We start from the raw sequence: 25,983 nt of genomic DNA, 5'->3' as shown, positions 1-25,983 counted from the left end.
ATCCGAACTGTGTTTAACTTTGCTGTTATGTGGAAAGTTTGAGGGAAATTAATTTCTTTTCCACATTATAAAATTTGAGAACAAGGTCAAACATTGTGCTTTAATTCTATGAAACAGCTTACCGTCATTTTGCCGCTAACCTTGGTGTATCGAGCTTAGCGACTGATATTCATGGTGAATACACTAAGCGTCTCTTGGAAGGCCTTTCTCTACAATTCGAATGAGTCGTTTTTTCTTGCTCTCAATCTTATTCACAGACTCTTGAGGGGAGATTGTTGAAAGGGTAGTTTGTACTGCATTAGGCAATTGTTGATTCTGCTTTTCTAACGCCCATTGGATATGTTCGTCGAGCATCTCATCATTACCTAAATGAGATTCTAAAATATCAATGATGCGTTGTTGGAAGGGCGCATTACCCATCGCAACGAATAAATTACGTAGCCATTGCGTATGTCCAATGCGTCGAATTGCAGAACCTTCCATCTTTTTCAGAAAGGTCGCCTCATCCCAGCTTGCCAGTGTTACTAGATCGATATCTTGGAATGCTTCACGGCGATGAAAGTCGCTTTGCCTACTAACATCTGCATGTCGATTCCAAGGGCAAACCAGTTGGCAGTCATCACAACCATAGATTCGGTTACCAATCGCTTCACGAAACTCGAGTGGAATAACGCCATCGAATTCGATAGTTAGGTAAGAGATGCAGCGACGAGCATCCACAATACCTTCTTCCACGATGGCACCAGTAGGGCAAGAAGTCATACAAGCAGTGCATTTGCCACACTCTTCTGTATTCGGTTCATCCACAGGTAGTGGAATATTGACTAGCAACTCGCCCAAGAAAAACCATGAGCCTGCTTCCTTATCGAGAATGAGCGAGTGTTTACCCGTCCAACCTAGACCAGCCTTTTGAGCTAAAGGTCGTTCTAAAATAGGTGCAGAATCGACGAATGGACGATAGTCCAAACCTTCAATCTCTTTTTCGATTCTCTGACCGAGCTTCTTTAACTGATTACGAAACAGTTTGTGGTAGTCACGGCCCAGAGCGTAACGACTGATATAGCCTTGGGTATTGTCTGCAAGGTTGGTCGCGAATTGAGCTTCAGGTGGTAGATAGTTCATGCGAGCGCTGATCACTCGTACTGTACCCGGGTGCAATTCATCAGGCCTTGCGCGCATCATGCCATGGCGTGCCATCCAATCCATATCACCGTGGTAACCAGCATCTAGCCAAGCTTGTAAAGCTGCTTCATGGTCACTTAAGTCGACATCACAAATGCCTACTTTTTGGAAGCCGAGCTCTTGTCCCCAAGTTTTAATTTGTTCAGCAAGGTGGTCTAGGTTCATAGCTTGGTCGCAACTTTATTCATAGCCTGGTAATCAGTGTATATCGTGGCATGAGCGAAAATGGGGGCGGATCTTAACGGATCTTAGTAGTGTTGACCAGAACAGAGGCAAATTCATCGCTATTTTTCATATTACTTACACTTGAATGCTTGTCTCTCAAAACCTTCACGGTTTACTATTCTTGTTCTTTTGATTTTTATATAGTCAACGATCGATTTTTAGAGAACGTATTCATGAGCACAAAACAATTTACTTTGAAAGATGAGCAAGCAACGATTCAACTGGGGACGGAGCTTTCAAATCTATGCTCACAGCAAACCACTATCTATTTGCATGGCGATCTTGGCGCAGGTAAAACGACATTTAGTCGTGGCTTTGTAAAAGCGCTTGGTCATCAAGGAAATGTAAAAAGCCCAACGTATACTCTGGTTGAACCATATCAATTGGCAGATTGGCAGGTATATCATTTCGATCTATACCGTCTTGCCGATCCTGAAGAGCTAGAGTTCATGGGGATTCGTGACTACTTTACTCCTGACGCTATCTGCCTCGTTGAGTGGCCAGAAAAGGGTGAAGGTCTATTGCCAGAAGCTGATCTTGATATCGATATCCGTTACCAAGATGATCACAGGGTCGTCTCTTTAACCGCTAACAGTGAATATGGACAACGCTTACTTAGTCAGTTGGAGTTATGTTGATTTCTAAACGCCTTCTTTCCACAGTGGCCATGATGGCCGCTGCTTTCTCATTGCTGTTTTCTTCCCTTGCTGCTGCCAACTCTTTAAAAGGGTTACGTGTGTGGCCTTCCCCTGAAGAAACCCGAGTTGTTATTGATCTAAAGTCCGAAGCGGATTTTAGTTATTTTACTTTGACCAGCCCCAACCGTTTGGTGGTTGATCTTAAACGTACCAATCTCGCGACCAAATTGCCGGTCACCGTTACAGATAGTCCGGTATTAAAGAAGATCCGTAAAAGCTCTCCTCCAGAGAAAACAACCTACCGTTTAGTGTTTGAGCTGAAGAAATCTACAAAAGCTGAAATCTTCAAATTGAGCCCGACGCCGGGTGGGCAATATGGTCACCGTTTGGTGATCGATCTTCCACATGGTGAAACGAAAAAATCATCATCTAGCTCAAGCTCTTCGAGCAGTTCAACGGTGAGTAAGAGCATTGATCAAGTTCAGCGCAATAAAGACATTTTGATCGTGATTGATCCTGGACACGGTGGTGAAGACCCGGGTTCTATCGGACCGTCTGGTAAGTATGAAAAGAACACGGTTTTAAGTATTTCGCGCAAAGTAGCAGCCAAGCTAGATGCGGTACCGGGCGTTAAAACTCGGATGACACGAAATGGCGATTACTTCGTTAATTTGAATCGCCGAGTGGCTATTGCTCGTGAAAACGAAGCGCACCTGTTGATCTCTATTCACGCGGATGCCTTTACCACACCTCAGCCTCGTGGTGGCTCGGTGTTTGTATTGAACACGCGTCGCGCCAATACCGAGATTTCTCGTTGGATTGAGAATACTGAGAGGCAGTCGGAGTTGTTGGGCGGAGGCGGTAATGTCTTTACTAGCAATATTGACGATAAGAACGTTAACCAAACCTTACTCGACCTACAGTTTAGCCATTCTCAAAAAGAGGGCTACAAACTGGCGACAGAGATCCTGTCAGAGATGGGTAAAGTGGCTAAGCTGCATAACCGTAAGCCAATCAACACCAGTCTAGCGGTATTACGTTCACCACAAATTCCTTCGGTGTTGGTTGAGACTGGCTTTATCTCTAACCCGACGGAAGAGAAACTTCTGTTCCAGCGCTCGCACCAAGATAAATTGGCTACGGCGATTACGACCGCAGTGGTGAAGTACCTAAAAGCGAACCCGCCAGAGGGAATGGTATTATCTAACACAGTAAGACCTAAACCCGCTCCAGTCGCCTCTACCATTACTCATAAAGTTTCTCGTGGTGAATCGCTGTCAGTGATTGCGAAGAAGTACGGTACAACTACGAAAAACTTGATGACGATGAATAACCTGAAATCGACAGGTTTGGTTATTGGTCAGAAGTTAAAAGTACCTGGCGCGGCACAAAGCGTCGGCAACGATGTTGAAAGACGGACTATTACTCACGTGGTCAAGCGTGGTGAGTTCTTAGGTAGCATTGCCAACAAGTACGGCGTGAGTGTTTCTGCGATTAAGCGTGAGAATAACCTGCGCTCAGATATCGTGAAAGTAGGCCAGAAGCTTAAGATCACTATCAGTATTAAGGCGCTTCCTCTACGTAAGCACACAGTCGTGCGTGGAGACTACCTTGGTAAGATCGCCTCTAAATATGGGGTGACAGTAGACAGCATTCGTAAGGCAAACAAACTGCGTTCTGACGGCTTAGCCGTTGGGCAAGTATTAGTGATTCCTCACAAATAGTGAGTAGAGAGCCAGAGCGAGTAGAGAACCATTATGACGATTAAGATATTACCAGCGCGTCTTGCTAACCAAATTGCAGCCGGAGAAGTGGTCGAAAGGCCAGCTTCGGTTGTTAAAGAGTTGGTGGAGAATAGCTTGGACTCTGGTGCAACCCGAATCGACATTGATATCGAGAAGGGCGGCGCTAAGCTGATTCGCGTTCGTGATAATGGTAAAGGCATCGTCAAAGATGAGTTAGGGCTGGCGCTAAGCCGGCATGCGACATCAAAGATTCACACCTTAGATGACCTTGAAGCGATCGTGAGCCTTGGCTTTCGTGGTGAAGCGCTGGCAAGTATTAGCTCGGTAGCGCGTTTAACCATGACTTCACGACCTGCGACGCAAGACCAAGCGTGGGCTGCGTATAGTGAAGGGCGTGACATGGCGGTAAAATTACAGCCAGCGGCACACCCAATCGGCACCTCCGTCGAAGTCTTGGACCTATTCTTCAATACGCCGGCAAGACGTAAGTTTCTGCGTACTGAAAAAACCGAATTTACTCATATTGATGAGCTGCTAAAGCGTATTGCCTTGAGTCGTTTCGATGTGACGATTAACTTGCGTCACAACGGTAAGATGGTGCGCCAGTACCGTGCAGCGAAAACGGAGATTCAAGCTGAAAAACGTATTGCGGCTGTATGTGGCAATGCGTTTGTGCGCCATATGCTCAAGATTGAGTTGGAACATCAAGGTCTCAGGCTGCATGGTTGGATCACAACCCCTGAAGGGGCAAGACAGCAGAGCGATCTGCAATACTGCTATGTGAATGGTCGTATGATGCGCGACAAGCTGATCAATCACGCGATTCGTCAAAGCTATGAGACCAGTCTTCGTCCCGATCAATTTGCAACCTACGTGCTGTTTATAGAACTCGACCCGCATCAGGTGGATGTGAATGTGCACCCGGCTAAACATGAGGTGCGTTTTCATCAAGCACGTTTGGTGCATGATTTTATCTATCAAGCACTGAGTGATGGGTTGGCTCAAACGAAGCACATCGATGCCGCGCCTGTGAACCAATCCGCTTTCCATCAAACTTCGCTGCAAGAGCAGGATGTTGTGACGGAAGAGCCGCAGGGAATAGATACGTTTGTCTCTTCTCAGCCAGCTACAACATCAAGTGGTCAAACACAGGCGGTTGAAAGAGCACGACAGGCGATTGAACAGACGCCAGCTTATCCAAGAAAGGCGGAGTCAGAGCAGGCTCAAGAGTCGATTCAAGATCGCGCGTCGAACTATTCTCGAGGCCAAGAGAAAAGTCAGCAAGGTAGTGCTAGGCAGAGCTTCACGGGCTCACCTCGCCAAGAGTGGACCGAATCTCGCCCGGCGCCAAAGCCAAACAAACCATCCAATCAATATCATGCTGAGCCTGCACCGTCTAAGCGAGAAGTGAAAGCGTATAAAGAGCTGATGCAAACGCCAGAGTTTGATTCGGCGAAAGTGAAAGTAGCACCAAGCGAAAAGACACAACAATCAGAACCGACAACGCCTACGACTTCGTTACCAAGTGAGCGTCCAATCATCGCTGAATTGGGCAAAGCCATTACCGTGGTGAACCAACAGTATCTGACGATGGGCAGTAAGAATGGTTGCCTGTTGCTCTCGCTAGCCAAAGCTGAATTCCTGCGTGTGATTGGTCAGCTCAATACACAACAAGGGGCTTTAAAAAGCCAACCGCTATTGGTCCCGTTGTCGATGAAAGTGGGCGCTGAAATGGTTGAGGCTATGAAGTCACTGACACCAGAGCTTGCCCTGCTAGGGATTGAGTTGAAGGCTCGTAACAGTGAGGCGATCATGGTGATGGGTGTGCCATCTCCGCTCAGACAGCAAAACTTACAAACTTTAATCCCAGATCTGTTATCGTACGCGGCTTCGCTCAATATCCAGACTGGCAACGGCCAAGCCAATCAAGATTTGTTGGCTCAACTGGTCAATTGGATTGGGATTCAAACCGCTCAAGTAAAAAGCGACTACACTTTATCTGAGGCGGTGCAATTAGTTGGGGAACTTGAGCAGCTCTGGCATGGTCTACTTCCATTAGATGACCCTGAGTTTGTTAACCCCGTTGATTTTTCAGCGACAATAGCGGCATTTTCCGCTTAATCTAATTATCACTTACGTTGGTTAGAATACTGATTATTCACGGTATTCGAGATTCACAGCTTAAGTTATTTAACGGTTCAACTTATCGCGAGACACAGCCTTTGGCTTTGACAGAGCGTGAACAGAGAAGCAAATACAGAACATCATGACTCAAAAATTACCTTTAGCACTGTTTTTAATGGGCCCAACCGCATCAGGTAAAACAGATCTAGCCATTCGTTTACGTCAGAAATTCCCGGTGGAAATCATCAGCGTGGATTCGGCGTTGATCTACAAAGATATGGATATTGGTACTGCGAAACCAGACGCAGAAGAGTTAGCCCTTGCTCCTCACCGCTTGATCGATATTTTGGATCCAAGTGAATCTTACTCTGCGGCAGATTTTCGTCGTGACGCGCTTAAAGAGATGAACGACATTGTTGCGGCTGGAAAAATACCATTATTGGTTGGTGGTACTATGCTTTACTACAAGGCATTGCTAGAAGGTCTATCCCCTTTACCGGCGGCAGACCAAGAGATTCGCAAACAAATCGAAGCAGAGGCAAACGAGCAGGGATGGCAAGTGCTGCACGATCAATTAAGAGAGATTGATCCAGTATCTGCGGAAAGAATTCACCCAAATGATCCACAAAGACTGTCAAGAGCATTGGAAGTTTTTCGAATTTCGGGTAAAACATTAACAGAGCTAACTCAAACGAAGGGCGATAGCCTGCCATTTCGTGTGAAGCAATTTGCTATAGCTCCCAAGGAAAGGGCTGAACTGCATCGTCGTATCGAGCTGCGTTACGAGAAAATGATAGAGGCAGGTTTTGAAGATGAAATGAAGGCGTTGTACGCCCGAGACGATCTTCACCCTGATCTACCATCGATTCGTTGCGTAGGTTATCGTCAGATGTGGGACTATTTAGATGGGAATTGTGACCTTGACGAAGCGGTATTCCGTGGAGTCTGTGCAACCCGTCAATTGGCCAAGCGCCAAATCACCTGGTTACGCAGTTGGGATGATTTGACTTGGTTAGATAGCGAAAACATTGAACAAGCGCTAGAAACTCTTTCAGATGCAATAGCATCTGACTAGCATAGCTGTGTATAATGTGATCGCTTTTGCGTGAATATACTCTGGAAAGGATCCGTTATTGAGGCTTTTTAAACTTACAGCCTTTCAATAACAACGGAGTTTTTTTATTCGTTTAGCTCAGATGCAAAGGCCGCACCTTTTTGTGCACCACTAGCTAAATAATTACAACAAAATACAAAATAAGGAAAATAAAATGGCTAAGGGGCAATCGCTGCAAGACCCATTTCTAAATGCACTACGTCGTGAGCGCATTCCAGTGTCTATCTACCTTGTAAACGGCATTAAGCTGCAAGGTCAGATCGAATCTTTTGATCAGTTTGTGATCTTACTGAAGAACACAGTAAACCAAATGGTTTACAAGCATGCTATCTCTACAGTGGTTCCTGCTCGTGCAGTTAGCCACCACAGCGGTGAGCGTGCACCAGCTGATCGTTCAGAGAAATCTGAAGATTAATAGTTCAATCAATACAGCTAAAGCTGTAATAAGGAGTTGGTTGCTTGTTTGACCGTTATGAATCCGGTGAGCGAGCCGTACTTGTTCATATCAACTTCACGCAAGAGGGTGAATGGGAAGACTTAAGCGAATGTGAAATGCTGGTCTCCTCTGCGGGGGTAGAAACACTACAAGTTATTACTGGTAGTCGTCAGTCCCCGCACCCTAAATACTACGTCGGAGAGGGTAAAGCCCAAGAAATCGCTCAAGCCGTTCAGCTAACTGGGGCTGAAATTGTGATTTTTAATCACGCCCTCTCTCCTGCCCAAGAGCGTAACCTAGAGCACTTGTGTAAGTGTCGTGTGATTGACCGCACCGGTCTTATCTTAGATATCTTTGCACAGCGTGCGCGAACTCATGAAGGTAAGCTACAAGTTGAGCTTGCTCAGCTTCGTCATATCTCTACTCGACTGATTCGCGGTTGGACTCACCTTGAGAGACAAAAAGGTGGTATCGGTCTTCGTGGTCCAGGTGAAACTCAACTAGAAACAGATCGACGTCTGTTGCGTGACCGTATAAAAGCGATATTGCGTCGTTTAGCTAAGGTAGCTAAGCAGCGTGAACAGGGCCGCCGTGCTCGTAATCGAGCTGAAATCCCAACCATTTCTCTTGTTGGTTATACCAACGCAGGGAAATCAACACTGTTTAACCAGATCACCCGTGCTGGTGTTTACGCGGCAGACCAACTGTTTGCAACGCTAGACCCAACACTACGCAAAATCGATCTGACTGATGTAGGTCCGGCAATCCTTGCAGATACTGTAGGATTTATTCGTCACCTACCGCACGATTTAGTCGCGGCATTTAAAGCAACGTTACAAGAGACGCAGGAAGCTGACATTTTGTTACATGTTGTTGATGCCAGTGATGACCGCTTTCGTGAGAATATTCGGGCAGTTCATGATGTATTAGAAGAAATCGATGCTCATGAGGTGCCAACCCTTGTAGTCATGAACAAGATTGACTGCATGGAAGACCAAAAACCTCGCATTGAACGAGACGAAGAGGGCGCACCACGCGCTGTTTGGGTCTCGGCAATGGAAGGGGAAGGCATTGAATTACTGTTTGAGGCGCTGACAGAACGTCTAGCAAGCCAAATGGTTCAATATCGACTGTGCATTCCACCTCAACATCAGGGTCGTATTCGTAGTCTGTTTTTTCAGTTGAAATCTATTCAACAAGAAGAATATGATGAAAATGGTAACCTGTTGATAGATATCCGAATGCAACAAGTGGATTGGTCTAAACTAGAAAAAAGAGAAGGGGCACTCTTAGGTGACTTTATCGTTACCACAGAGACTGCTACAGTATAACGTCATATCAAATGATGGAGCTTTCTAATGGCGTGGAATGAGCCTGGAAATAACAACGGCGATAACGGCCGCGATAATGACCCTTGGGGTAATAAGAATAATCGCGGTGGCCGAGATCAAGGACCGCCAGACTTAGACGAAGTGTTTAACAAACTGAGTCAAAAGTTGGGTGGCAAGTTTGGTAAAAAAGGTGGCAACGGTTCATCTGTTGGTGGCGGTGGTGCGATTGGCTTTGGTGTCATCGCAGTTATTGCTATCGCTATCTGGTTCTTTGCGGGTTTCTACACCGTAGGTGAAGCAGAGAGAGCTGTGGTACTTCGACTGGGTCAGTTCGACCGTATTGAAGAGCCGGGCCTAAACTGGCACCCACGTTTCATCGACCAAATCAGCGATGAACAGCTGGTTAACGTTCAAGCGATCCGTTCACTGCGTGCCTCTGGCACCATGCTGACTAAAGACGAGAACGTAGTAACGGTTGAAATGGGTGTTCAATACCGTGTTTCAGACCCATACAAGTACTTGTATCGTGTTACGAATGCTGATGACAGCTTACGCCAAGCAACAGATTCTGCGCTTCGTGCAGTAATTGGTGACTCGCTAATGGATAGTATCCTAACCAGCGGTCGTCAACAGATTCGTCAAAGCACTCAAGAAACATTGAACCGCATTATCGACAGCTACGACATGGGTATCCTAATCGTAGACGTGAACTTCCAGTCGGCTCGTCCACCTGAGCAAGTTAAAGATGCATTTGATGATGCAATCGCGGCTCGTGAGGATGAAGAGCGTTTCGAGCGTGAAGCAGAAGCTTACCGAAATGACATTCTTCCTAAAGCAACAGGTCGTGCAGAGCGTTTGAAGAAAGAAGCTGTGGGTTACTCAGAGCGCACTATCAATGGTGCACTTGGTCAAGTAGCTCAATTTGAAAAGCTACTTCCTGAATACCAAGCAGCTCCAGAAGTAACACGTAACCGTCTGTACCTAGATACAATGGAAAAAGTGTACTCAAGCACATCTAAAGTGCTGATTGACTCTGAATCGAGCGGTAATCTACTTTACCTACCGATTGATAAGTTAGGCGCTCAAGGTGGTTCTAAGTCGGGCACTCGCTCTACTAAAGCACCATCAACTTACGATCAGATTGAACTAGAAACTCAAACTGAAACGCCATCGAGCTCTCAGTCTCGTTCAGATAGCTCACGTCAAGGGAGATACTAATAATGCGTAAGTTAATGATCCCTGTATTGGTTGTTGCGCTAGCACTGATGTTGATGTCTGTGTTCGTGATTCCAGAAGGCGAGCGCGGTATCGTGATTCGTTTCGGTCGTGTATTGAAAGATAACAACGACATCTCTCGAATCCACGAACCTGGTCTGCACTTCAAACTGCCTCTGTTTGACCGTGTGAAAACACTAGACGCACGTATTCAAACAATGGATGGCCGTTCTGACCGTTTCGTAACGTCTGAGAAAAAAGACGTAATCATCGATTCGTACGTGAAATGGCGTATTCAAGACTTCGGTCAATACTACCTAGCAACGGGTGGCGGTAACGCACTAACAGCGCAAGCACTTCTAGAGCGTAAAGTGACAGATGTACTTCGTTCGGAAATCGGTTCTCGTGAGATCAAGCAGATTGTTTCTGGTCCTCGTAACAACGATGTTCTGCCAGATTCTGCTGATAGCGAAGAAGTAACAACTGTTGCTGCTGCTGAAGCGCTAGAGGTAGATGGTGAGCGTGACAAGATCATGGAAAACGTTCTTGCGGATACACGTGAAAGTGCACTGAAAGATTTAGGTGTGGAAATTGTCGACTTCCGTATGAAGAAGATTAACCTTCCAGACAACATCAGTGACTCAATCTACAAGCGTATGCGTGCAGAACGTGAATCGGTTGCTCGTAAGCACCGTTCTCAAGGCCGTGAGCGTGCAGAAGTAATTCGTGCACAAGCTGAACTAGAAGTAGCAACAGTACTAGCGGAAGCTGACCGTACTGCTCGTGTTACTCGAGGTGACGCAGACGCAGAAGCAGCGAAGATTTACTCTGACGCTTACAACAAAGATCCTGAGTTCTTTGGCTTCATGCGTTCACTGCAAGCTTATGAATCATCATTTAGCGATAAGAGCGACATTCTAGTACTGGATCCGAAGACAGACTTCTTCCAATACATGAACAACGCAAAAGGTGTACAGCCTCAATAAGCTCACAGGCTAAATTGAATCTTTGTACTGCTAAGACATAAAGCAAAAGGCTCCCACGACGGGAGCCTTTTTAGTTTTTATCGACAAGCTAGATGTCTTTCAATCCTTCTCGAATCTCGAATCTCGAATCTCGAATCTCGAATCTCGAATCTCGAATCTCGAATCTCGAATTACCGATACGTCATAAACGCAATCACCGCACCGGCTACTACCAAGCAACCACCAATACGTCGAAGCTGAGTATCTGGTTGTTCACTAAGCTGAGCCATCATGTTGCGCCAGCCTCTTGGAGCAATAAGTGGCCCTAAGCCTTCAACGACCAAAACTAGGCCGATAGCCAGCCAAATAGAGTGAGACATGATAGGTGCCTTATGAGATAAAAAAGGAATGATATCAGTATCCTTACGTATTTTGATACCGCCTTATGTGTGCCGCTTGTGACCAATTCTCACTATTGTGAACAAAAAATGACTGCAAGAATTGTGATTCGGTGCTAGAATCCATTTTTAACTAGCAACAGATACTGGAAAGATGGGAAATAACGTAGTCGTTCTAGGCACCCAATGGGGTGACGAAGGTAAAGGTAAAATTGTTGACCTTTTAACTGAAGATGCAAAATACGTGGTTCGCTACCAAGGCGGTCACAATGCAGGTCACACACTTGTAATTGACGGTGAAAAAACCGTTCTTCACTTAATTCCATCAGGCATCCTGCGCGATAACGTTAAATGTGTTATCGGTAACGGTGTTGTACTTTCGCCTGAAGCACTTCTTAAAGAAATGAAGCCTCTTGAAGAGCGCGGTATCCCAGTGCGCGAGCGTCTTTTCGTTTCTGAAGCTTGTCCTCTAATTCTTCCGTACCACATCGCTATCGACAACGCGCGTGAAATCGCTCGTGGCGCGAAAGCTATCGGTACAACGGGTCGTGGTATCGGTCCAGCTTACGAAGATAAAGTTGCTCGTCGCGGTCTACGCGTTGGTGACCTTTTCGATAAAGAAATGTTCGCTGAGAAGCTAAAAGAAGTAATGGAATTCCATAACTTCCAGCTAGAGCACTTCTACAAAGCTGAAACAGTAAGCTACGAAGAAGTACTTGAGCAGTGCATGGGTTACGCGGATCTACTAACTTCAATGGTTATGGACGTAACTGACGAACTAGACGCAGCACGTAAGCGCGGCGACAAGATCATGTTCGAAGGCGCTCAAGGTACTCTACTAGATATCGACCACGGTACTTACCCATACGTAACTTCTTCTAACACGACTGCTGGTGGTGTTGCTGCAGGTTCTGGTTTTGGTCCTCGTCACATCGGTTACATCCTTGGTATTACTAAGGCTTACTGTACTCGTGTAGGTTCAGGTCCATTCCCAACTGAGCTTTACGATGGTCTAGACAAGCAAGACCCAGTAGGTAAACACCTAGGTGATGTTGGCCACGAGTTTGGTGCAACAACAGGTCGTCTACGTCGTACAGGTTGGTTTGATGCAGTAGCAATGCGCCGCGCTATCCAAATCAACTCTCTAACTGGTATGTGTCTGACTAAACTAGACGTTCTTGACGGTCTAGAAGAGATCAAGATCTGTACTGGCTACAAGATGGCTGACGGTTCTATCCTAGAAGTTTCTCCAATGGCTGCTGAATCTTTCGAAGAAGCAACGCCAATCTACGAAACAATGCCAGGTTGGTCTGAGACAACATTTGGTGCGAAGACAATCGACGCGCTTCCACAAGCTGCTCTTGATTACATCAAACGTATCGAAGAACTAACAGGCGTACCAGTAGACATTATCTCTACAGGTCCAGACCGTAACGAAACTATTATCAAGGTTCACCCTTACAGCGCATAATGCTGATACACGTAAGTGTATAGATAATAGAAAGTTCTTAGAAAGCCAGCTGAAATAAGCTGGCTTTTTTGTGCCTACAATTTGGAGTTTCGCTAGTACTACTTTTGAGTGTGATGATCTTTTGTACGCTATCTGGCAAAATATTGCCCATTGGCGGCAAGTTTTGTCTAAAGCGATAGGCGTCGTTGCCGATACAGATATCATAGTGAGTGAAATGTAATTGAGTTTGGGCTTTCCAAAGGTTCAATACGTTTTTAAAACAAGATAATAGAGTGCAGGTATGAAGCTACGAACTGTGGCAGCTTCATTGATAATGGCGCTGAGCTCCTCCTTGAGTCATGCTAATTTGGCTGATGTCGGTGAGCCGGTACCCATATACACAGAAGCTGAACTGATCAATCTGATAGAAAAGAATCAACACCTTGAGCGTGTGAAAGCTGATAAGTGCCAACTGGTTGAAGATATTGTTGCGCGTGCGACGCGTATCAGTTTGCCTTCTTATGAGTTTTTATACGGCGATATGCTGGCTTGGGGTGTCTGTGTAGAGCAAGACGTTGAACTTGGTCTGTACTACATGGAAAACGCCGCTCATCAAGGTCTGCCGGCCGCTTTAGAGCAGCTTGGCCGTTACTATTCACGTGGCACCTTGGTTCAGCAAGATAAAGAGCGAGCGATCCCTTATCTTCGTGAAGCAGCATCTATGGGTAACCTTAATGCGCGTATTCACTTAGCTGAGCTATTACTGCGTGATTATGGTAGCCCGTTAGATTATGAAGACGCGTACCGCTGGCTGTATAACTCCGTCACTGCCGATCAGCGTCAACACAAACGAATCTCCGTATTGAGGAGTGGGTTGGAGCAAAGAATGCCAGACAACATTATTGCTCGAGCCAAACGACGCGACGTTTTCTGGTAATACCGAATCCTAATCCTGTAATGATCTCTGCACTCATTATTACGGGATACTGAAAGCTGAAAAGCCCTGCCTAATTAGATTAGTGCAGGGCTTTTTGCATTTAGATAGTCATGCTATTGAGTGGTGAGATTATTGAACCACTTCACCTGACTCTACAACGGTTTCTCGCACTACTTTGGTGAAATCCAGTGCTTCTTGACGAATCTTATCTTCATCAACAGTGAGCATGTTGCGGTCTTTCATCAGCAGTTTACCATCGACGATTGAGTGGCGAACGTTACCTGAGTTTGCTGAGTACACCAGTGCAGAGTATGGGTTGTAAACCGGTACCATGTTTGGCGCTTTGGTATCGATCACAATGATGTCCGCCAATTTACCGATCTCTAATGATCCGATCTTATCTTCCATGTGTAGCGCTTTTGCTGCACCCATCGTCGCCATGTCGATCACTTTGATCGGCGGCATAGCTGCACGATCTTTGTTAACTAGTTTATGAACTTTGGCAACTTGGTTGAATTCATCGATAGTGCTCAAGGTGTTACCCGACATTGGACCATCGGTACCTAGGCCAATACGAACATCTTCATCGTACATCTGCAGAGCAGGAGAGACACCTTTCGCTGACTTGATGTTAGCGCTCATATTGTGTGCAACGCCCATGTCAGACTCTTTTACTAGTTTAATGTCTTCGTCATCAACTAGGATCATGTGTGCGCCAACTAGGTTTTTGTTGAGCGCGCCAATGCTATGCATGTACTGAACAGGCGATAGGCCATCAGAGCGCTCGGCGATCTTTTCTTCTTCACGATGAGACTCTGCAAGGTGGATCATCACAGGAACATCCAGTTCCAGAGATAGCTTCGCTACTTTTTGTAGGATCTCTGTGGTGTTGGTGTAAGGTGCGTGTGGTGCGAATGCGGGCGTGATACGCGGGTGGTCTTTGTACTCTTCGATAAAGTTCAGTGCGTACTTAATTCCTTCTTCAGCATTGGCCGCATCAGCGACAGGGAATTTAATCACGGTCTCACCCAATACAGCACGCATACCAATCTTATCGACGGTTTTGGCTACCTCATCTTCGAAGTAGTACATATCCGCATAAGTGGTTACGCCACCTTTAACCATTTCAACGTTACCTAGGTTGGCGCCAATGCGAACCATATCTCGCGAAACCAGCTTCTTCTCCAATGGGAAGATATAGCGGTGTAGACGGTCAGGCACATCGTCAGCCAATGAGCGGAACACAGTCATTGAAACGTGGGTGTGAGTATTGATAAGACCTGGCATTACGATGTCGCCGTCGACATCAAGAACTTGCTCTGCTTGGTATTGCTTCTCCAATGAAGCGTCGCCCACAGCAATGATTTTGTTGTCTTTAACTACTACCGTACCGCTCTCATAGACGGTTTTGTCTTGGTTCATGGTCAGAACCATGGCATCTGTGATCATCAGATCCGCTTTTTCCATTGCGTTACTTGTCAAAGAAAACAGAGATAAGCTAGTCATTGCTGATGCAATTAAGGTGCGTTTTAAATTCATATCAATACTCAGAACAGGATTTGGTAAATTTTGCTGAATCATAGTCGATTTAATTGGTGTCGCAAACGTTTGTTTTATCGTTTGCGTAAAAATTTGATGGTTGAACGGAATTACGATCGGATATTTCACATCATGAAGATTTGTATCAATCTCAGCTAATTTGTCGGTTTTCTAAAGCATATCTGTAGCTTACCTGTTGCATCGGATATAATAGATGTATATCCCTTCCTTGCTTAAGCAGGCCCGCCTATGACCAAAAAGATACCGATGTCAGAAAATACGACAACCACAGCTAATGCTGATCCTTTTGCAGACCGAGAGTCGCAAAACTATGAGAATCCAGTTCCAAGTCGCGAGTTTATTCTTTCGTTTCTGACGGACGCGAATATTCCAATGAACCGCAACGATCTGTTCGAGGCATTAGGTTTATCAGGCGAAGACCAATATGAAGGTTTGCGCCGTCGTCTGCGTGCGATGGAGCGTGATGGCCAATTGATCTTTACGCGTCGCCAATGCTACGCACTACCAGAGAAACTGGAGCTGATTAAAGGGTATGTGATTGGGCATAAAGATGGTCACGGTTGGGTGCGCCCTGATGGCAGCAAAGGCAAAGATGACGATATTCTACTGCCACATCATCAGATGAAGACACTGATGCACGGTGACTATGTCTTGGCACAACCAACCGACAACAGTAAACGCGGTCGTCGTGAAGGCCGTTTAGTGCGCGTACTTGAAGAGCGCACAGCACCGTTAATTGGCCGCTTCTTCCTTGAGTATGGTCACTCTTATGTAGTTCCTGATGATTCCCGAATCAGTCACGACATTCTGATCCCAACCGAGCATAAAGGCGGTGCTCGTATGGGTAACGTTGTGGTGATCGAAATTACGGATCGCGGTGGTCGTTCACGCAATATGATGGGTAAAGTTACGGAAGTTTTGGGTGAGAATATGGCTCCGGGGATGGAGACCAAGATTGCTATCCACACTCACCAAATCCCTCATGAATGGCCGCAAGCGGTTGAGAAACAGATTGAAAACCTAGGCGAACATGTACCTGAAGAAGCGAAAGAAGGCCGTGTAGATTTACGTGAGGTGCCTTTGGTGACGATTGACGGTGAAGATGCACGTGACTTCGACGATGCGGTTTACTGTGAAGCGAAGAAAGGTGGTGGCTGGCGCTTATGGGTAGCGATTGCTGACGTTAGTTACTACGTGCGTCCAGATACAGCCCTAGATAAAGAGGCGATTAACCGTGGTAACTCAGTTTACTTCCCATCTCAGGTTGTTCCGATGCTGCCAGAAGTGCTATCGAATGGTTTGTGTTCCCTAAACCCGCAAGTTGATCGTCTGTGTATGGTGTGTGAAATGACCATCTCAGAGAACGGCAAGCTATCAGGTTACAAGCACTATGAAGCGGTGATGAATTCGCATGCGCGTCTGACTTACAACAAGGTAGGCGCGATTCTCGATGGTGATGAAGAGCTTCGTCAGCGTTACGAGAAAGAAGTACCGCACCTTGAAGAGCTGCATAAGATGTACAAAGTGCTTAAGCAGACTCGCGATGAGCGTGGCGCTATTGAGTTTGAAACAGTAGAAACCAAATTTATCTTTAATGCTGATCGTAAGATTGATCGCATTGAACCTGTTATTCGCAACGATGCTCACAAGATCATCGAAGAGTGTATGATTCTGGCGAACATCGCTTCTGCTTCATTAGTAGAAAAAGCCAAAGAGCCAGCTCTATACCGAATCCACGAGACTCCAGGAGAAGAGCGCCTAGCTGGCTTTAAAGATTTCTTGGGTGAGTTAGGTCTCAGTTTGGAAGGTGGTCTGCAGCCATCGCCAACCGATTACGCGCAACTGATTCGTCAGATTAACGAGCGTGAAGACCGCGAACTGATTCAAACCATGCTGCTGCGCTCTATGAAGCAAGCGGTATACAACGCTGATAACTGTGGCCACTTTGGCTTGGCACTGAAGCGCTACGCGCACTTTACTTCGCCTATTCGTCGCTACCCAGACTTACTGCTACACCGTGCGATCAAGTACCTGATTGCCAAAGGTGAAGGCCGCAACACTGACCGTTGGACGCCAACTGGTGGTTACCACTACTCATTTGATGATATGGACTTCTACGGTGAGCAGTGTTCGACAACCGAGCGTCGTGCCGATGATGCCACGCGTGAAGTGTCGGATTGGCTAAAGTGTGAATACATGCAGGACCACGTTGGCGAAGAGATGCCAGGTGTGATTGCTAACGTGACTGGTTTTGGCTTCTTTGTTCGCTTAACAGAGCTGCATATCGATGGCTTAGTGCATGTGACGTCATTAGCCAACGATTACTACCAATTTGACCCAATTGGACAGAGATTAATTGGTGAGAGTTCTGGTAATATCTACCGCCTTGGCGATTCAGTGAAGGTTAAGGTCTCTGCGGTAAACCTAGATAGCCGCCAGATTGACTTTGATATTGTCGATACTGACCGCAAGCCTCGTGGTAAAGGTAAAACCGCGAAGAAACGTGCAGCGGATGCTGCGAAAAAGGCGAAAAGCAAAAAACGCGCAGCGGTAAAAAGCCGCCGCCCAGGAAGCAGTGCTAAACCATTAGTTGAGCCTACCAAGCGCCCTGATGGTAGCAGTGAAGAAGGGACAAGCAGCAAGAGAAAGCCGAAGCGTAAACCGGCGAGTACCGATAAGCCGAAAGCGAAAAAGAAGCGCACGGCAAAGCGTAAGCCAAAAGCGCCAAAGGCTTAACACAGGAGTAGGCATAAGTACTGCCTACTCGATATTGAATAGTGAATTAAGGAGAGGCGCAGTTTGCTCTCCTTAACGTAACAAACCGAACAGGTAGACAATGAGTAACGAATTTATCTACGGAATTCACGCAGTGAAAGCTGTACTAGAAAAAGACCCAGCACGTTTTATCGAGGCTTATGTATTAAAAGGCCGTCAAGATGAGCGTCTATTACCGCTGTTAAACCAACTGCAGCAGTTTGGGGTGTCTATCCAACAAATGGGTCGTAAAGTGCTGGATGACAAAGCTCAAGGCGCTAATCACCAAGGTATCATCGCTAAGGTGAAACCAGCTAAGCAGCTGAATGAGAATGACCTTGATGACATACTTGCTCAGCATGAACAGCCTCTACTGCTGGTTCTTGATGGTGTGACAGACCCGCATAACTTAGGCGCATGTCTACGTAACGCAGACGCGGCAGGTGTTGCGGCTGTAATCGTACCGAAAGACCGCTCTTCGCCGTTAACTGCCACAGTAAGCAAAGTGGCTTGTGGCGCTGCAGAAACGGTTCCTCTAGTTCGCGTGACTAACTTGGCGCGTACTATGCGTGCGTTACAAGAGAAAGGCGTGTGGTTTGTGGGTACAGCAGGCGAAGCGACCCACGATATCTACCAAGCAAAACTGACGGGCCCACTAGCAGTTGTGATGGGTGCAGAGGGTGACGGTATGCGTCGCCTAACGCGTGAAACCTGTGACGATCTAATTAAGATCCCTATGGCAGGTAGCGTATCAAGCCTCAATGTTTCAGTGGCTTCTGGTATTTGTCTGTTTGAAGCGGTACGTCAGCGTTTAGCGCAGTAAATCACTCATTAAATTGATTTGTTTCTAACGCCCACCACATGCTGGTGGGCGTTTGTTTTCATCGAATTAAGGTAGATCTTGAGAGAATCACGGATGGCTAGATGGCGAAAGAAAAACTGTTTCATTATTCGCCAAATACCACTTGCCAATAAGGGGTTCTTTCTATAATATTTGCCGTCCTTAAAACTCAGTCAATTATCTTTAGTTCCTTGCTTCCTCTGGATGACTGAGCCAACTGTGGAAGCTAATAATCCGTAAGGAGCAACCAATGCGTCATTACGAAATCGTATTCATGGTGCACCCTGATCAAAGCGAGCAAGTTGCTGGCATGATCGAGCGTTACACTGGTTCTATCACTGAAGCTGGCGGTACTATCCACCGTCTAGAAGACTGGGGCCGCCGTCAAATGGCTTACCCAATCAACAAGCTTCACAAAGCTCACTACGTTCTAATGAACGTTGAAGCTGGTCAAGAAGTGATCGACGAGCTAGAAACTGCTTTCCGTTTCAACGATGCAGTTCTACGTAACATGATCATGCGCACTAAAGGCGCTGTGACTGAGCAATCTATTATGCTTAAGCAAAAAGAAGAGCGTGCAGAGCGTGCTCCTCGTCGCGAAGAGCGTACAGAAGCTAAGCCAGAAGCATCTGCTGAGTAATTCTTTTTTGGCGTAAAGCCTTAAAAAATTCTCAACTTGTTTTAGGTTCTTCGTAACTACCTCGGTATTTATGGAAGACCGCTTTTTTAAATTTAAGATCAGGAGATAGCCCATGGCTCGTTTCTTCCGTCGTCGTAAATTCTGCCGTTTCACTGCAGAAGGCGTACAAGAGATTGACTACAAAGACGTAGCAACTCTAAAAAACTACATCACTGAAGCTGGTAAAATCGTACCTAGCCGTATCACTGGTACAAGCGCTAAGTATCAGCGTCAACTAGCTCGCGCTATCAAGCGTTCTCGTTACCTAGCACTTCTACCATACACTGACAAGCATCAGTAATTGGTAAGAGTTAATAAAAGTTTAAGAGGACTAAGATAATGCAAGTTATTCTACTTGATAAGATCGGTAACCTAGGTGGCCTTGGCGACCAAGTAAACGTTAAATCTGGCTACGCTCGTAACTTCCTTATCCCACAAGGTAAAGCAGTTATGGCAACTAAAGACAACGTTGCTATGTTCGAAACTCGCCGTGCTGAACTAGAAGCTAAAGTTGCTGAGCAACTAGCTGCTGCAGAAGCTCGCGCAGAGAAAGTTAACGCTCTAGAAGCTGTTGTTATCGCTTCTAAAGCTGGTGACGAAGGTAAACTATTCGGTTCTATCGGTACTCGCGACATCGCTGACGCTATCACAGCTGCAGGTGTTGAAGTTGCTAAGAGCGAAGTACGCCTACCTGAAGGCGCTCTACGTAACATCGGTGAATTCGAAGTAAGCATCCAACTTCACTCTGAAGTATTTGCTACAGCGAACATCGCTATCGTTGCTGCTGAGTAATTTCAGTTAAAAGACGAATTCTTTCTTTTGAAAGTTTTAAAACACCAGCTTCGGCTGGTGTTTTTTTATGTCTGGAATTCAGGCGATCGGCCAAGGTCTGTTGTACAGGTATGAGGGGGTAAGAGTTACGATAGGTAAAAAGCCTATGATGATCTTTTTACCCTAGAGGTTGTTGAGAATACGCTTAGAATTGGAACAACAGATTCACAGAAAGCACAGAGTCTGCTTTATCTAAGCCATTTGGCACTTTATCGTGGTACTGACGTGAGTGTGCGATCTTGAGTGCGATGTTTTCGGTGATGTCATTCACCACCTCCAGATCAGTATCGAGCCTTAAGTTACTTCTGCCCGAAACCAACGTCATATCCGCATTGAAGCTCAGATTAGGCAGTACTTGCCAAGACGAGTTTAAATTGCCTCGGAAAATACCCTCTTCGACGATCTCTGGAAAGATAATATCGTCATCATCGATTTCATCTAGGTTGGGTTCTTGGTAACGAAAACCAGGACCAAGTTCGAACTCTAACACGAAGGTTTCAGTATTTGAGAACTGATAACCTAAACCCGTCGAGATCGTATAATCCTTAAAGTAAGCACTGTAGCGAGAGTCTACCCCTTTAAAACTTCCGTAAAGGTAGGTTTTTGGACTTAACTTATAGTCACTCTGCGCGGTGTAAGTCGACTGTCTCTTGTCTTCTTCGCCATCTTTGTAAAGGTTGTAATACTTCCATTCACCCGTACTACGGTGACGTCCTTCTGTGTATTCAGCACTGAGGCGTGCGTTCAGCGAGCGAGAGTCTGAATTACCAGTATGCGACTGATATCCAAATTCGACTTCGGTCGTGAGCGGATCTGCAGGTTCAGTGTCTGTGTCACTCGGCGCGATATCCATATCCACAACATCTGTTGCTACTTCTAATTGTAACTCTTCAGCTGGCTCTAAAGGCTCAGCCACTTCTATTGAGTCAAGAAGCTTATCAACAGAGGATTCTGTGTCATTAGCCAAAGCTAATGGAGTGCTCAGTAGACCAAGGCTAAGAGCAAATAATTTGGACACGCATACCTCATTAGGACAGTGAATGGGTGGAGGATCGTAATGCTACCCTTGGTGATTTGAGTCAGCAATAGGTAAATTCTTACTTAAGACTAAAACAAACCCATTCCATAGCATTACAAATGAATGTTCTTGGGTATAATGAGCGATCATTATTAGTTATTTGAGTGTAGTCATAGTGGATACCAGAAATCAGAAATCAGCCAACGATCAGGTGGACGCGATTAAAGTCCCGCCCCATTCATTAGAAGCTGAGCAATCCGTGATTGGCGGCCTGTTGCTGGACAACGAACGCTGGGATACGGTTGCTGAGAAGGTCGTAGCGAAGGACTTTTATAGCCGTCCACACCGTCTGATTTTCGAAGCGGTGAAAGACATTCTAGAAGAAAGTGCCCCTCTGGATCTTATTACACTCTCAGAACACTTAGAACTGCGTGAGCAACTTGAAGAGGTGGGCGGCTTCGCTTACCTTGCAGACCTTGCGAAAAACACCCCAAGTGCGGCAAACATTAACGCGTATGCGGATATCGTCGCTCAGCGTGCTCTAGTACGTAGCCTGATTGGTGTCGCGAATGAGATCGCCGATTCAGGTTACGACCCACAAGGCCGTACCTCAGAAGACCTGCTTGATCTTGCCGAGAGTAAAGTATTCGCGATTGCAGAAGGTCGTGCGAGCGAAAACGAAGGCCCGCAAAACGTAGACAGCATTCTAGAGAAGACGCTAGAGCGTATCGAGATTCTATATAAAACGCCGCAAGATGGTGTGACAGGCGTCGATACTGGCTTTAACGACCTCAACAAGAAAACCGCAGGCCTACAAGGCTCAGACTTAATCATTGTCGCAGCGCGTCCATCGATGGGTAAAACCACCTTTGCGATGAACTTGTGTGAAAACGCGGCAATGAAGCAAGATAAACCTGTTCTTATTTTCTCATTAGAGATGCCGGGCGAACAACTGATGATGCGTATGCTTGCGTCTCTTTCTCGCGTAGACCAAACCAAGATTCGTACTGGTCAGTTGGATGACGAAGATTGGGCTCGTATCTCTTCAACCATGGGCATCCTCATGGACAAGAAGAACATGTACATCGATGACAGCTCAGGCCTAACGCCAACCGAAGTACGTTCACGTGCACGTCGTATTGCTCGTGAGCACGATGGTCTTTCAATGATCATGATCGACTACCTTCAACTGATGCGTGTGCCGTCTCTTTCTGATAACCGTACCTTGGAAATTGCCGAGATCTCTCGCTCTCTGAAAGCTTTAGCGAAAGAGCTGAATGTTCCTGTTGTAGCACTGTCTCAGCTTAACCGTTCCCTAGAGCAACGTGCTGATAAGCGCCCAGTTAACTCGGACTTGCGTGAATCGGGCTCGATTGAGCAAGATGCCGACTTAATCATGTTTATCTACCGTGATGAGGTTTATAACCCAGACAGCTCACTGAAAGGTATCGCGGAAATTATTATCGGTAAGCAGCGTAACGGCCCAATCGGTTCGGTTCGTTTGACCTTTCAAGGTCAGCACTCTCGATTTGATAACTATGCAGGTCCTGCATTTGATGATGAGTAACGCTTAATGACGTACATGAAAGCGGCGACCGCGAGCATTGATCTCAATGCACTAGAGCATAACCTTCGTCAGATAAAGTCGAAGGCGCCTCAATGTAAAGTAATGTCGGTGGTTAAAGCCAATGGCTACGGTCACGGCTTACTGCAGATTGCTAAACACTCTAAAAACTCCGATGCGTTCGGTGTAGCTCGCATTGAAGAAGCGCTGCAACTGCGTGCGGGCGGTATTGTGCAACCGATTCTATTGCTTGAAGGTTTTTACTCTTCAGGTGATTTGCCGATCCTTGTTACCAACAACATTCAAACCGTGGTCCACTGTGAAGAGCAGTTAAGTGCGCTAGAAAATACCAAGCTTGAAGCTCCGGTTGTTGTTTGGTTGAAGGTGGATAGTGGTATGCACCGCTTAGGGGTTCGCTCTGAGCAGTACCAAAACTTTGTGGAGCGTCTTCATCAGTGCCCTAATGTCGCTAAACCGCTGCGTTATATGAGCCACTTTGGTTGTGCAGATGAGTTAGATAAAGGCACCACACAGCAACAAACAGAGTTGTTTCTATCGCTAACAGAAGGCTGCGAGGGCGAGCGCTCTTTGGCGAACTCGGCAGGCTTGCTAGCATGGCCAGAGAGCCACTTAGATTGGGTTCGCCCTGGGATTATCTCTTATGGCGTCTCTCCGTTTGTCGAACAGACGGCACAAGACCTAGGCTTTCTGCCTGTGATGACCCTAACCTCACACCTGATTGCAGTTCGTGACCTTAAAGCTGGCGAAAGCGTTGGCTATGGTGGTAACTGGACCAGCGATCGCGATACCAAAATGGGCGTAATTGCTATTGGTTACGGTGATGGTTACCCACGTACCGCACCTAACGGCACACCGGTATTCATCAATGGTCGCAAGGTGCCGATTGCAGGTCGTGTCTCAATGGATATGCTGACTGTCGATCTTGGCCCAAATGCCACCGACCAAGTGGGTGACGAAGCGACCTTATGGGGTAAAGCTCTACCTTCAGAAGAGGTCGCGTCTCACATTGGCACTATCGCTTATGAATTGGTCACCAAACTTACTTCACGTGTCGCGATGGAGTACCTGAAATCGTGAGTGGTAAAAAAAGGTGGTTTGCCAGTGCTGTGACGCTGGCGGCCTCGCTGGTTTTTACTCCCGCTCAAGCCTCCGATAAACCAGAGAAAGAACCCAAAGACTCTGCGTTTGTTCCCTTCTACTTCAGTACTGAAACCATGGGTAATACCTTTGGGGTTGCTGGTGTCGCAAAAGGGGTTGGGCAGCCGCAAGCCGCGTTGTTTGGTACCGCGCTCTATTCCGATAAAGACAGCTACGTCGTGTTCTTGTCCGCTTTTAACTACGCGTTGTCGCAAAACCTGCTGTTTAGTACTCAGATGTACCAAGCTCGTTTTAATGACAATCCATATTATCTCGGTGATCAGGGCAGCAATGACTCTTCTGATCTGGATAAAACCATCGCTGACGGTCATGAGCAAAACTATCAAGCTGAGTTTAAGTATTTGTTGCCTTGGGGGAATGTCGCAGAGCATGGTCTTTTGGGTGCGTTCCAACCGATTAAAGACGTCAGCTTCGCCTCTCCGCTAGAGTCTGGCGTGAGTTCGATTATCTTTACGCCGTTTTATACCTCGCGTGAGCTCAAAGATCTCAACCAAACCGAGAAAGCGACAGGCTTTAATTTAAGCTTTGATTGGGATAACCGAGACAGCACTCGTAATCCAACCAAAGGTTCACACTCTTTGTTAAAGCTGACGACAGGGGCTGACGATTGGTCTGAGAGTGACCCTTGGTTTAAATGGACATTTCAAAATAGCCAATACTACGCATTAGGTCCACTTGGAGATTGGTTTGATCAACAAGTGCTGGCTTTTGATTTCTATACCGCCGATACACCTACGTGGAATAACTGCTCTGGTCAGGAGTGTGCTCGCCCGCCTGAAACAGAACAAGCGCGTCTTGGTGGTCTGTACAGATTAAGAGGTTATACCGGTGGCAGATTCCATGGTCGCTCTGCAGTTCATTATTCCGCGGAGTATCGTGTGTTACCTGAATGGCAGCCACTGGAGGACATTCCGCTGATTAACTACTACGACTTGCCGTGGTGGCAGTGGGTTGCTTTTGCCGAAGTAGGGCGAGTGGCTGATGAGTACGATATAAAAACACTGCATACCGATATGAAATGGAGTTTGGGTGGCGCGGTGCGCTTTCAGGTAGAAGGCATTGTGGTGAGAGCAGAATTAGCCCGAGGCGGTGATGAAGGTACCTTTAGGGTTATGATAAACCAGCCCTTCTAAAGCTAATGTTCTCGCTCAACTGAGCTTAAAAAGTATTTGGCCTACCGTAGGCCTAAAGCTCTATGAATAGAGTGGTCGTGGAAACGCACCACTCTTTTTTATTGATTCAATTAAGGTTTTTCTGCGTTATTCACCTTGGATTGTCAGTATCACGGTGCGGCTACCGCCGAAATCACGATGTTCACCTAAGTAAATGCCCTGCCATGTTCCTAAAGCTAATCGACCATTGGTAATGGGGATTGTCACACTATTGCCCAGAAGCGATGCTTTAATGTGTGCTGGCATGTCGTCGTCGCCCTCATAAGTGTGTCGATAGTACGGCGCTCTCTCAGGTACATAGCGATTAAAGTGCGACTCCATATCCGCACGTACGGTAGGATCGGCGTTTTCATTGAGGGTTAAGCTCGCAGAAGTATGTTGGATAAATAAGTGTAATAAACCAACAGTTGGACAATTAATGTCGTTGATGTGTTGTTCAATTTCATCAGTAATGAGATGAAATCCACGCTTTCGTGCATTGAGGTGAATAGTCTTCTGAAACCACATATAGCATCCTCTATAATGTATTTGGCAAAAAAGCGGTTTAACGCTATCTTTTGAACTTGAATTTACAGGGTTTAGTTCACACTTCTACAGTGTAGAACCGAAATCAGCGCCAGTTAGT

23 protein-coding genes are annotated in these 25,983 nt (G+C 46.3%); 18 read left to right on the top strand and 5 right to left on the bottom strand.

Features of this window, described 5'->3' with window-relative positions:
• Positions 1–183: 183 nt before the first annotated feature.
• A complete protein-coding gene (gene queG / locus AC6R05_RS00790; RefSeq protein ID WP_500646265.1) occupies positions 184–1,347 on the bottom strand; it encodes a tRNA epoxyqueuosine(34) reductase QueG in 1,164 nt (387 codons plus the stop codon).
• Positions 1,348–1,580: 233 nt separating this feature from the next.
• Between queG and tsaE the strand changes: the two genes are divergently transcribed.
• The 8 genes from tsaE to hflC all read left to right on the top strand — a co-directional run bounded on the left by tsaE (position 1,581) and on the right by hflC (position 10,996).
• Positions 1,581–2,045, top strand: coding sequence for a tRNA (adenosine(37)-N6)-threonylcarbamoyltransferase complex ATPase subunit type 1 TsaE (gene tsaE / locus AC6R05_RS00785; RefSeq protein WP_150872913.1), 465 nt, complete (start codon positions 1,581–1,583; stop codon positions 2,043–2,045).
• Entirely contained in the window at positions 2,039–3,769 is a 1,731-nt protein-coding gene (locus AC6R05_RS00780; protein ID WP_500646264.1) for an N-acetylmuramoyl-L-alanine amidase, read from the top strand. Before tsaE ends, AC6R05_RS00780 begins: the two co-directional genes overlap by 7 nt.
• 33 nt (positions 3,770–3,802) lie before the next feature.
• On the top strand, positions 3,803–5,911 hold the full coding sequence (gene mutL, locus AC6R05_RS00775; protein WP_500646263.1) for a DNA mismatch repair endonuclease MutL: 2,109 nt from the start codon (positions 3,803–3,805) through the stop codon (positions 5,909–5,911).
• A gap of 145 nt (positions 5,912–6,056) precedes the next feature.
• Entirely contained in the window at positions 6,057–6,989 is a 933-nt protein-coding gene (gene miaA, locus AC6R05_RS00770; RefSeq protein ID WP_500646262.1) for a tRNA (adenosine(37)-N6)-dimethylallyltransferase MiaA, read from the top strand.
• 193 nt (positions 6,990–7,182) lie between these two features.
• Complete coding sequence (gene hfq, locus AC6R05_RS00765; protein ID WP_032551489.1) at positions 7,183–7,443, top strand: RNA chaperone Hfq; 261 nt, start codon at positions 7,183–7,185, stop codon at positions 7,441–7,443.
• A gap of 44 nt (positions 7,444–7,487) precedes the next feature.
• Positions 7,488–8,795 carry a ribosome rescue GTPase HflX gene (gene hflX, locus AC6R05_RS00760; protein WP_500646261.1) on the top strand — a complete coding sequence of 436 codons (1,308 nt, stop codon included), beginning with the start codon at positions 7,488–7,490 and terminating at the stop codon, positions 8,793–8,795.
• 27 nt (positions 8,796–8,822) lie between these two features.
• Positions 8,823–10,013, top strand: coding sequence for an FtsH protease activity modulator HflK (gene hflK / locus AC6R05_RS00755; protein ID WP_285409151.1), 1,191 nt, complete (start codon positions 8,823–8,825; stop codon positions 10,011–10,013).
• A gap of 2 nt (positions 10,014–10,015) precedes the next feature.
• Entirely contained in the window at positions 10,016–10,996 is a 981-nt protein-coding gene (gene hflC / locus AC6R05_RS00750) for a protease modulator HflC (protein ID WP_032551492.1), read from the top strand.
• Positions 10,997–11,166: 170 nt separating this feature from the next.
• On the opposite strand, the gene AC6R05_RS00745 is transcribed toward hflC, so the two are convergent.
• Positions 11,167–11,355 carry a DUF2065 domain-containing protein gene (locus AC6R05_RS00745; protein WP_500646260.1) on the bottom strand — a complete coding sequence of 63 codons (189 nt, stop codon included), beginning with the start codon at positions 11,353–11,355 and terminating at the stop codon, positions 11,167–11,169.
• A gap of 172 nt (positions 11,356–11,527) precedes the next feature.
• Between AC6R05_RS00745 and AC6R05_RS00740 the strand changes: the two genes are divergently transcribed.
• Together AC6R05_RS00740 and motX are read left to right on the top strand one after the other, a co-directional pair.
• Positions 11,528–12,844, top strand: coding sequence for an adenylosuccinate synthase (locus AC6R05_RS00740; RefSeq protein ID WP_032549903.1), 1,317 nt, complete (start codon positions 11,528–11,530; stop codon positions 12,842–12,844).
• Positions 12,845–13,124: 280 nt separating this feature from the next.
• Positions 13,125–13,760: a flagellar protein MotX gene (motX, locus tag AC6R05_RS00735; protein ID WP_150872908.1), complete on the top strand. Its 636-nt coding sequence runs from the start codon at positions 13,125–13,127 to the stop codon at positions 13,758–13,760.
• 129 nt (positions 13,761–13,889) lie between these two features.
• Here the strand turns inward: motX and AC6R05_RS00730 are convergent, their stop codons facing one another.
• A complete protein-coding gene (locus AC6R05_RS00730; RefSeq protein ID WP_500646259.1) occupies positions 13,890–15,299 on the bottom strand; it encodes an amidohydrolase in 1,410 nt (469 codons plus the stop codon).
• A gap of 249 nt (positions 15,300–15,548) precedes the next feature.
• On the opposite strand from AC6R05_RS00730, the gene rnr reads away from it, so the two are divergent.
• The 5 genes from rnr to rplI all read left to right on the top strand — a co-directional run bounded on the left by rnr (position 15,549) and on the right by rplI (position 20,386).
• Positions 15,549–18,056, top strand: a complete 2,508-nt coding sequence (gene rnr, locus AC6R05_RS00725) for a ribonuclease R (RefSeq protein ID WP_500646258.1) — start codon at positions 15,549–15,551, stop codon at positions 18,054–18,056.
• Between the two features lie 100 nt (positions 18,057–18,156).
• A complete protein-coding gene (gene rlmB / locus AC6R05_RS00720) occupies positions 18,157–18,897 on the top strand; it encodes a 23S rRNA (guanosine(2251)-2'-O)-methyltransferase RlmB (RefSeq protein WP_032549899.1) in 741 nt (246 codons plus the stop codon).
• A gap of 268 nt (positions 18,898–19,165) precedes the next feature.
• A complete protein-coding gene (rpsF, locus tag AC6R05_RS00715; protein ID WP_032549898.1) occupies positions 19,166–19,555 on the top strand; it encodes a 30S ribosomal protein S6 in 390 nt (129 codons plus the stop codon).
• Between the two features lie 112 nt (positions 19,556–19,667).
• A complete protein-coding gene (rpsR, locus tag AC6R05_RS00710) occupies positions 19,668–19,895 on the top strand; it encodes a 30S ribosomal protein S18 (RefSeq protein WP_000090472.1) in 228 nt (75 codons plus the stop codon).
• Between the two features lie 38 nt (positions 19,896–19,933).
• Positions 19,934–20,386, top strand: a complete 453-nt coding sequence (rplI, locus tag AC6R05_RS00705) for a 50S ribosomal protein L9 (protein ID WP_032549897.1) — start codon at positions 19,934–19,936, stop codon at positions 20,384–20,386.
• 184 nt (positions 20,387–20,570) lie between these two features.
• On the opposite strand, the gene AC6R05_RS00700 is transcribed toward rplI, so the two are convergent.
• Complete coding sequence (locus AC6R05_RS00700; RefSeq protein ID WP_500646257.1) at positions 20,571–21,443, bottom strand: DUF481 domain-containing protein; 873 nt, start codon at positions 21,441–21,443, stop codon at positions 20,571–20,573.
• Between the two features lie 175 nt (positions 21,444–21,618).
• Between AC6R05_RS00700 and AC6R05_RS00695 the strand changes: the two genes are divergently transcribed.
• The 3 genes from AC6R05_RS00695 to AC6R05_RS00685 are packed head-to-tail and all read left to right on the top strand — an operon-like array spanning position 21,619 to position 25,319.
• The gene (locus tag AC6R05_RS00695; protein WP_084181823.1) at positions 21,619–23,010 is read left to right on the top strand and encodes a replicative DNA helicase; all 1,392 of its coding nucleotides are present in this window, start codon (positions 21,619–21,621) and stop codon (positions 23,008–23,010) included.
• Between the two features lie 6 nt (positions 23,011–23,016).
• The gene (gene alr, locus AC6R05_RS00690; RefSeq protein ID WP_500646256.1) at positions 23,017–24,105 is read left to right on the top strand and encodes an alanine racemase; all 1,089 of its coding nucleotides are present in this window, start codon (positions 23,017–23,019) and stop codon (positions 24,103–24,105) included.
• Positions 24,102–25,319 carry a BamA/TamA family outer membrane protein gene (locus tag AC6R05_RS00685; protein ID WP_500646255.1) on the top strand — a complete coding sequence of 406 codons (1,218 nt, stop codon included), beginning with the start codon at positions 24,102–24,104 and terminating at the stop codon, positions 25,317–25,319. Before alr ends, AC6R05_RS00685 begins: the two co-directional genes overlap by 4 nt.
• Positions 25,320–25,445: 126 nt before the next feature.
• On the opposite strand, the gene AC6R05_RS00680 is transcribed toward AC6R05_RS00685, so the two are convergent.
• Positions 25,446–25,865, bottom strand: a complete 420-nt coding sequence (locus tag AC6R05_RS00680; protein WP_150872903.1) for a secondary thiamine-phosphate synthase enzyme YjbQ — start codon at positions 25,863–25,865, stop codon at positions 25,446–25,448.
• Positions 25,866–25,983: the final 118 nt, after the last annotated feature.

Source organism: Vibrio sp. R11-SG3-ISO9 (genome assembly GCF_059834255.1).
This window is presented reverse-complemented; position numbering and strand designations above follow the sequence as displayed.